This is a genomic window from Rhizobacter sp. P2_D12 (genome assembly GCF_056404395.1).
The window spans coordinates 1-7,235 of sequence record NZ_JBFUEB010000184.1 but is presented as its reverse complement, the minus strand read 5'-3'; the positions used below and the strand labels follow the sequence as shown (position 1 = coordinate 7,235).

Annotated in this window: 6 protein-coding genes; 3 read left to right on the top strand and 3 right to left on the bottom strand. The window is 68.7% G+C overall.

Features of this window, described 5'->3' with window-relative positions:
* The coding region (locus tag AC1DYN_RS30925; protein ID WP_477966360.1) for a serine/threonine-protein kinase at nt 1-1,577 on the bottom strand (1,577 nt) is incomplete at its 3' end.
* Nucleotides 1,574-2,197 (bottom strand): sigma-70 family RNA polymerase sigma factor, encoded by a 624-nt coding sequence (locus tag AC1DYN_RS30920; protein WP_477966358.1) that lies wholly within the window; start codon nt 2,195-2,197, stop codon nt 1,574-1,576. The genes AC1DYN_RS30925 and AC1DYN_RS30920, both read right to left, overlap by 4 nt.
* 137 nt (nt 2,198-2,334) lie before the next feature.
* Between AC1DYN_RS30920 and AC1DYN_RS30915 the strand changes: the two genes are divergently transcribed.
* Nucleotides 2,335-2,964, top strand: coding sequence for a HipA domain-containing protein (locus AC1DYN_RS30915; RefSeq protein WP_477966356.1), 630 nt, complete (start codon nt 2,335-2,337; stop codon nt 2,962-2,964).
* Here the strand turns inward: AC1DYN_RS30915 and AC1DYN_RS30910 are convergent.
* Complete coding sequence (locus AC1DYN_RS30910; RefSeq protein ID WP_477966354.1) at nt 2,909-3,616, bottom strand: glutathione S-transferase N-terminal domain-containing protein; 708 nt, start codon at nt 3,614-3,616, stop codon at nt 2,909-2,911. The genes AC1DYN_RS30915 and AC1DYN_RS30910 overlap by 56 nt on opposite strands.
* A 219-nt stretch (nt 3,617-3,835) precedes the next feature.
* Between AC1DYN_RS30910 and AC1DYN_RS30905 the strand changes: the two genes are divergently transcribed.
* Complete coding sequence (locus AC1DYN_RS30905) at nt 3,836-5,218, top strand: glycerophosphodiester phosphodiesterase family protein (RefSeq protein WP_477966352.1); 1,383 nt, start codon at nt 3,836-3,838, stop codon at nt 5,216-5,218.
* A gap of 351 nt (nt 5,219-5,569) precedes the next feature.
* Nucleotides 5,570-7,235, top strand: a 1,666-nt coding sequence (locus AC1DYN_RS30900) for a metallophosphoesterase (RefSeq protein WP_477966350.1), incomplete at its 3' end; no start/stop codon positions are given.

Here is a 7,235-nt window from a genome sequence, read left to right as displayed (position 1 = left end):
GCCTGGGCCAGCGCCTCGGCGCGCTGCCAGCTCGCGGCGGCGCCTTTCGGGTCGCCCAGGTTGGAGGCCAACGGGTTGCCCTGGATGTCGCCGATGTTGCGGTAGCCGCCGGCGATCTCGAGCTGCAGCTTCGCGTCGCCTTGCGACTCGGCGCCCAGCTGGTCCAGGTAGACCAGCGCGTTCTGCACGATCAGCCGGCGCGCGTCGGTGGAGCCGGGCAGGTTCTGGATCGCCTTGTGCACGTCGAACACCATCACGCTGGCGAGCTTGCGCACGTTCGCGAAGTGACGCTCGGCGCGTTCGTGCTGGCGCTGCGCCTCGAACGACTGCCAGGCGGCGAGCGACAGCCCGAGCACCAGCGCGACGTTGGCCAGCAGCGCCGCGCCGAACATCACGCGGTGGCGCAGCACGAAGCGGCCGGCGCGGTAGCTCCAGGCGCCATGGCGCGCCTGCACCGGCAGCCCTTCGAGGAAGCGGAACAGGTCGTCGGCCAGCGCCTCGGCCGAGGCGTAGCGGCGCGCCGGGTCCTTGCGCAGCGTCATCAGCACCATCGCGTCCAGGTCGCCGTGCAGGCGGCGCCGCTCGGCGCGGCGCGCCAGCGTCCCGGCCTTCGCCGCCCGGCTGGGCGGCAGCGGCTCGGTGTCGCAGATCGCCCGGCTGAGCTGGTAGTCGCTCGCGAGCGCGGCCTCGGGGTAGGGGCTGGACCGGGTCAGCAGCCGGTACAGAACGACGCCCAGCGAATAGATGTCGCTCGCCGGCGTGACGGGCAGGCCCTGCACCTGCTCGGGGCTGGCGTACTCGAGCGTCATCACGCGCTGCAGCGTGGCGGTGGGCGGCGTGGTGGGCAGCTCGTCGCCGAAGCGCTTGGCGATGCCGAAGTCGACCAGCTTGACGGTGCCGTCGCCGGTGACCAGGATGTTGGCCGGCTTCAGGTCGCGGTGCACGACGCCGCGCCGGTGCGCGTAGTGCACCACCTGGCACACGGTGCGCAAGAGCCGCACGCGCGCCTCGATGTCCAGGCCGTGCGCATCGCACCAGGCGTCGATCGCCTCGCCGCGCACCAGCTCCATCGCGAACCAGGGCATGCCTTCGTCGGTGATGCCGCCGTCCAGCACCTTGGCGAGGTTGGGGTGGTCGAGGCCGGCGAGGATCTGGCGCTCGGCGACGAAGCGCGCGACCAGCGCGTCGCGGTCGAGGCCGGGGGCCATCAGCTTCAGCGCGACCTGCTGCGCATAGAGGCCGTCGGCGCGCTCGGCCAGGAAGACGCGGCCCATGCCGCCGTCGGCGATCAGCGACACGATGCGCCACGCGCCCAGGCGCCGGCCGAGCCAGGCGCCGCTGCCGTCGGCGCGGCGCGCCTGCAGCGCATCGAGCGCGAGACCGCGCGGTGCCTCGTCGAGCAGGCTGTGGGTCTGCGCGGCCGCGGCCACGAGGGCCGTCAACTCGCCGCGCAGCGCGGCGTCGGTGCCGCTGGCGGAGTCGATGAAGGCCTGGCGTTCGGCGGCCGGCCGCTCCAGCGCTTCGGCGAGCAAGGTCTTGACGCGCGCCCAGCGCGCCGCATCGATCGCTGTGTTCATGGAAGTTCCAATGCAGTGGCGGGTTGCCCCATCTCCTTCAGCAGCCAGGCCCGCGCGGTGGCCCATTCGCGCTTGACGGTGGCGACCGAGATCTGCAGCACGTCGGCGGTCTCGTCGACGCTCAGGCCGCCGAAGAAGCGCAGTTCGACGACCCGGCTCTGCCGCTCGTCCAGGCGCTGCATGCGCTGCAGCGCGTGGTCGAGCTGCAGGATCTCCAGCAGTGCATCCGACGATGCCGGCTCGATCGCGTCGTCCTGCAGTTGATCCAGGCTCAGCGCGGCCTGGCCGTGGCCGCGCTTGCCGGCATTGCGGCTGCGCGCATGGTCGACCAGGATGCGGCGCATCAGCTGCGCGACCCAGCCGTAGAACTGGCCGCGCGAGTCCCAGTGCACCGAGCGCTGCTCGGCCAGCCGCAGGAAGGCTTCATGGACGAGGCCGGTGGTCTGCAGCGTGTGGGCATCGCGCTCGTGGCGCATCTGGCGCCGCGCGAGCCGCCGCAGTTCGTCGTACACCAGCGGCACCAGCCGGTTCAGCGCCTGCGGGTCGCCGGCGGACCAGCTGTGCAGCAGCTGGGTGATGGACGAAGGGGCCGAAGGGGAAGAAGGCGGGCTCTCTGGCATGCACATCTCCGAAGACAAGACGCCGCGAAGGTGCGGCGTCTGCCACCATTGTGAACGGCTCGGCGGCCAAACGAGAAGTTGCAAAGTGAAACCGCGGCGGCGTCCGACACGCGCCGCCGTGGCCGCCCGGCTGTTCAGTGGGGCGCTCGGTAGCCGATGCCGCCCGGCGTGCCGGCATCGAGGTGCCGGGCTTTTCACTGTCGGCCGATGGCCATCGCTACGGCTTCGAGGACATCGCCGCGCTGATGGGGCGCCAGGTCCACGACCGGCTGTCGAACCGCAAGTACGAGGGCTGCTATGAGGCCACGGCGCAAGCCATCCAGCTCTTCAGCGCGCAGCCGGCGCAGGACCTGCGGCGCTTCTTCGACCAACTGGCGCTGACGGTGATGGTGCGCAACGGCGATGCGCACCTGAAGAATTTCGGCCTGTTCTACAACAGCCCGCAGGATGCACGGCTGGCGCCGATGTCCGACGTCGTCACGACGACGATCTACAAGTACCAGCGCCCGGGCGGCGTGGAGGCCGTGGACCGCACGCTGGCGCTCAAGCTTCGCGCCGGCCGGCACGACAGCCGGGACTACCCGGACACCGAGGCACTGAGCGCCTTCGGCAGCGGGGTGTGCGGCGTGCGCCGGCCGCAGCAGGTGCTCGACCGCATCGCGCAGGCGATGAGCGAGGCCTTGGCGGCTGCGTCGCGCGACCCGGACCTGACTACGCGGCCCGCTTCGGGATCGTCAGCCCGCGCTGCACCGCCGGCCTTGCCTTGAAGGCCTCGAGTGCGCGCAGCACCTCCGGGAAGTCCTTCGCGCCCACCAGTTCGCCGGCCTCGTAGAAGCCGAACAGGTTGTTGACCCACGGGAAGGTCGCGATGTCGGCGATCGAGTACTCGTCGCCGAGGATCCACTGGCGGCCGGCCAGGCGGCCGTTCAGCACGCCCAGCAGCCGCTTCGATTCGGCCACGTAGCGGTCGCGCGGGCGCTTGTCCTCGTAGTCCTTGCCGGCGAACTTGTGGAAGAAGCCGAGCTGGCCGAACATCGGCCCGATGCCGCCCATCTGGAACATCACCCACTGCAGCGCCTCGAAGCGCCCTGCGGCGTCGGCCGGCATCAGCTGGCCGGTCTTGCTGGCCAGGTAGACCAGGATCGCGCCCGACTCGAACAACGGCAGCGGCTTGCCGTCCGGCCCGTTCGGGTCGAGGATGGCCGGGATCTTGTTGTTCGGGTTCAGCGACATGAACTCCGGCGACATCTGGTCGTTGGTGTCGAAGCGCACCAGGTGCGGCTCGTACGGCAGGCCGGTCTCCTCCAGCATGACCGACACCTTCACGCCGTTCGGCGTCGGCAGCGAGTACAGCTGCAGGATGTCGGGGTTCTGCGCAGGCCACTTGCGGGTGATCGGGAAGGCGGACAGGTCGGACATGAGGGGTCGGGGTGTGATGGGTTTGAAAAGGGCAGCGGCAGATTCTGCGTCACTGCGCGATGACCCCGCCGCCGCGCTGGATCTTCGCCGGTGTTACCGCCGCGTCGAATTCCCCGTGCAGGCACACCGTTTGCCCACGATCCCTTCGGCCGTCACAGCGCTGTCACCCGCCCCGCCGAACATCGGCGGCCTCAACCCTTAGCCAAGATCGCCACCCCCATGTTTCACCCAGCAGTCCGCATCACCCGTGCCCGCCTCTTCGCCCTGACGCTGCTCGGCGCCGCCGCGCTCGCCGCCTGCGGTGGCAGCGACGATGACGCCCCGCCGCCGCTCGCCACGCTGGACGGCAATGCGCCGCTGGTGATCGGCCACCGCGGCCTGCCGGGCCTGCACCCCGAGGAGACCCAGGCCGCCTACGAGGCTGCGGCCGATGCCGGTGCCGATTCGCTGGAAGAAGACCTGCACCTCAGCAAGGACTGCGTGCTGGTGGCGCGCCACAACCCCTGGCTGAGCGACAACACCAACGTGGCCACCGTGGCCGCCACCAATGCCGACGTGGCGGCGCGCAAGCGCACGGTGCCGGGCCGGCTGGTCAACGTGGCGTACACCGTGTCGCCGCCGACCAACGCGAGCGAGCCCAAGCAGTACCTGACGGACCTGACCGACCCGGCCGACCCGAAGTCGGTGCTGAAGTCGCTCATCGTCGACGGCGAGGACCACACCAACGACTGGTCGATCACCGACTTCACGGCCGCCGAGCTGAAGCAGTGGATCAAGGGCACGACGTACGACGCGCGCGCCGACCGCCCGACCGCCGAGAACGGCACGCAGCCGGTGCTGACGATGCAGGAGATCCTGGCCATCGCGAAGGCCAAGAGCACCTCGACCGGCCGCGCGCTGACGGTGTACCCGGAGGTCAAGAACCCGTACTGGAACAACCAGCAGGCGATCGCCAACGGTTGCGACGTCGCCAAGACCGGCCATCCGTTCGAGGATGCGGTGCTGAAGTTCATCGTCGACAACAACCTCAACACCAAGACCGCGCCGATCTTCGTGCAGAGTTTCGACCCGGCCAGCCTGAAGTACCTGCGCGGCATCGGCCTGAAGACGCGCGTGGTGCAGCTGATCGACGGCAACGACACGCACCTGGACACCGGCGTCGTGACCTACTCGACGTCCGACGTCTACACCTTCGTCGACGGCCGTCCGTACAGCTGGACGATCAACGGCGACGGCCGCTACTTCGACGCGATGCTGTCGAAGGCGGGCCTGGCCGAGATCAAGACCTATGCCGACGGCATCGGCCCGTGGAAACCGCAGGTGATGGCCTGGAAGCAGGTGCCGTACGCCGGCGGCACCAAGAATTCCGACATCAACAGCGTGACGCCGACCTCGCTGATCGCCGATGCGCACGCGGCCGGGCTGTTCGTGCACAGCTACACCTTCCGCAACGAGAAGCAGTACCTGCCGGGCCTCTACAACAACGATCCGGTGCCCGAGTACCTGGCGTTCTTCCGCGCCGGCATCGACGGGGTGTTCACCGACTTCGCGAACACCGGCTTCGCGGCGCGCGCGGCGTACCTGAAGGAAATGGGGCGCTGAGGCCCTAGCCCGGATGCCAATCGGGGATGTGTTGCTCGACGTGGACCCGGATTGGCATCCGGGCTACGTGTCGAGACGGACCAGCAGCCTTCCACCAGCGAGCACGTGCGCCAGCGTCGCGATGAGTTCGCACTCGGCGAGGCCGARTGCGCCCATGTCGACATGGCGCCAGTTGATCTCATGGTTGCTCAATGCCTCTTTCGGGGTGAGTTCCCGAAGGCCAGGGGCATGCCACAACGATCGCGTTCTATGCGCCGATTGAGGAGGAACGATGGATGACACGCAGCGTCATGACTTCGTCACCATCCGACATCACCATCGGCGGCTTCGCAATCGACGTAGCCCCTTGCCATGACGCATCCCCTGCGCCGCGCCCTGATCCCTTCCACGCTGGCCGCCCTGTTCACCCTGACCGCCGTGACGGCCTGTGGCGATGGCGACAGCGGCAGCCCGCCGCCCAGCCAGCCGGCCGCCTTCTCGCCTCCGGTCGCGCTGATGACCGACGTGCACTTCGAGGACGTCTACGGCGACTTCAAGAGCAGCAGCTTCAGCGGCATCCCGACCACCAGCGGCAAGAACGCGGCCATCCGCACGATGTACGCGCAGCTGACGTCGACGCGCCTGTTCAACGAGAACTACTTCGCCTTCCGCGCCGCGCTCGACGATGCCTTCGCGAAGGGCATCAAGTACGTCGCGCTGCCCGGTGACTACACCGACGACGCGCAGCCGGTCAACGTCGACGGCATCGCCGCGATCCTGCAGGAATACCGCGCCAAGGGCATGCGCTTCTTCATCGCCCCGGGCAACCACGACCCCAACGAGCCGTTCGACGACGACGAGGCCGGCAAGAACGACTTCCTGACTCCGGCCGGCAAGGAACAGAAGGTCTATGCCACCGGCAACGCCGCCTGCAAGGCTGCCGACCCGACGGTGGTCTGCACCGACCAGCTGAAGGAGCTGGGCTACGAGAACATCATCGCCCGCCTGGGCGACTTCGGCTTCATGCCGGCCTCGACCGACGTGCTGTGGGAGACGCCGTTCAGCCAGTACGCCAACGGCTACAACTACACCGACGCGAAGACGCAGTCGGACCTGGCCAAGCGCCAGTTCGAGATCTGCGCCGAAGGCGAGGGCGGTGCTTACAAGGTGGCCGGCACCACCTACACCAAGTGCGGCAACCTGGTCGACGCGAGCTACCTGGTCGAGCCGACCCCGGGACTGTGGCTGCTGTCGATCGATGCCAACGTCTACATCCCGAACGCGAGGTTCGATGCCGCCAACCCGAAGAGCTTCAAGGGCTACGACGGCGCCGGCAACGCGGGCTGGAACAAGGTGCTCACGCACAAGAAGCACCTGATCGAGTGGATCACCAAGGTGAGCGCGCGCGCCAAGGCCGAAGGCAAGCAGCTGATCGCCTTCTCGCATTACCCGACGATGGACTTCTACGCCAACCAGACCGATGCGATGAAGGCGGTGTTCAAGCCGGGCGCGTTCCAGACCGCGCGCGTGCCCGAGCCGGCCACCACCGCGGCACTGGCGGCCACCGGCCTGCAGCTGCACGTGGGCGGCCACATGCACTTCAACGGCAGCAACGAGTACAGCGATGCCAACGGCCGCTACCTGGCCAACGTGCAGTCGCCGTCGCTCGCGGTGTATGGCGCGGCCTACAAGATCGTCACGTACAAGAGCGCCGACGTCGCCGACGTGCAGACCGTCGCGCTGCACGACGTGCCGCGCTTCAAGGAGCTGTTCCCGCACTACCAGGTCGAGTACGACTTCCTGCAGGCCAGCACCGTGCCGGCCGACATCGCCAAGCGCTGGAACCACGGCGTGCTCGACACCAAGAGCTACGGCGAGTTCACGCGCTACTACTTCGGCGAGCTGTCGCGCCTGCGCTTCATGGACGAGTACTGGCCGTGCGAGATGAAGGAAGCGGCGACCGGCCTGACGCTGCAGCAGATGCTGGTGCTGTCGCAGCTGGACACGGCCGTCACGCTGGCCCAGCTGAAGGATGCGC

Bases quoted from the DNA above. Each gene is read 5' to 3' on its own strand.
- AC1DYN_RS30920 (WP_477966358.1), bottom strand. From the start codon at position 2,197: ATGCCAGAGAGCCCGCCTTCTTCCCCTTCGGCCCCTTCGTCCATCACC.
- AC1DYN_RS30910 (WP_477966354.1), bottom strand. From the start codon at position 3,616: ATGTCCGACCTGTCCGCCTTCCCGATCACCCGCAAGTGGCCTGCGCAG.
- AC1DYN_RS30905 (WP_477966352.1), top strand. From the start codon at position 3,836: ATGTTTCACCCAGCAGTCCGCATCACCCGTGCCCGCCTCTTCGCCCTG.